Source organism: Paenibacillus sp. FSL H7-0331 (genome assembly GCF_001956045.1).
In genome coordinates this window covers 1-907 of record NZ_MRTH01000151.1, presented here as the reverse complement: position 1 = coordinate 907, position 907 = coordinate 1, and the positions used below count along the sequence as shown (strand labels likewise).

The 907-nt window shown below is 37.8% G+C and carries 1 protein-coding gene; it reads left to right on the top strand.

The window, feature by feature from the left end:
- Positions 1-791: IS110 family RNA-guided transposase (locus BK127_RS42215; protein ID WP_144026750.1), on the top strand; the 791-nt coding region annotated here is incomplete at its 5' end.
- Positions 792-907 lie beyond the last annotated feature (116 nt).

Here is a 907-nt window from a genome sequence, read left to right as displayed (position 1 = left end):
CCGTGTTAGATCAAATATTTCCTGAATATGTAGGTGTGTTTGGTGACTTATATTCCAAAGTGTCCTTGAAAACACTATTACAATTTCCAACATCGAAGTCGGTTTTAAGCATCAGCGAATGTACATTGGTGGATGAAATAGCTTCGCTATGTAAAAGTCGCTCTGATAAATGGGCGAAGGAACGGGCGCAAAAGCTAAGAGATGCTGCATCCCGAAACCCATTTCAGAACAACTTATTTCAAAGCCATATCTTTAATCTTGAGATCCTGATCACGTTAATCCTTCAATACCAAGAGCACCTATCCAAGTTAGATGCCGAAATAGATGCCCTTGCCCAAGAAATGGAAGAATATACAATTCTCCAATCTATCCCTGGTATAGGAGAAAAAATCGCTGCAACGATTATTTCCGAAATCGGTGAAATCGATCGGTTTAATCACCCCAAAAAGCTGGTCGCTTTCGCTGGAGTAGACCCTAGCGTATACGCCTCTGGCAAATTTACAGCTTCAGTTAACCGAATTACCAAAAGAGGATCTAGCAGCTTAAGACACGCATTATATATGGCTGTAAGGTGTGGAATACGTGATGCTCGTAAAAAGAAAACGACAGATGAAATGATCCCACGCAATAAAAGATTAAGAGAATTTTACGATAAGAAACGAAATGATGGCAAACCCTTTAGAGTAGCGGTCATCGCTTATGTTAACAAACTTTTACATTGGATCTATGCGTTACTAAAAAGCAAAACAGATTTCCAAGATACGGCTCAAAAACTACATCCAGCTAAATAACCAATAACTTTCCAAATTAAAAATTAGGGAAGTTTATTTGGCATGTTCATTTTTAGTATAGCACGTAAATTAGAAGTTTTTTAGAGAAAAATCTTGACAACTATTAGCTGGTTTAG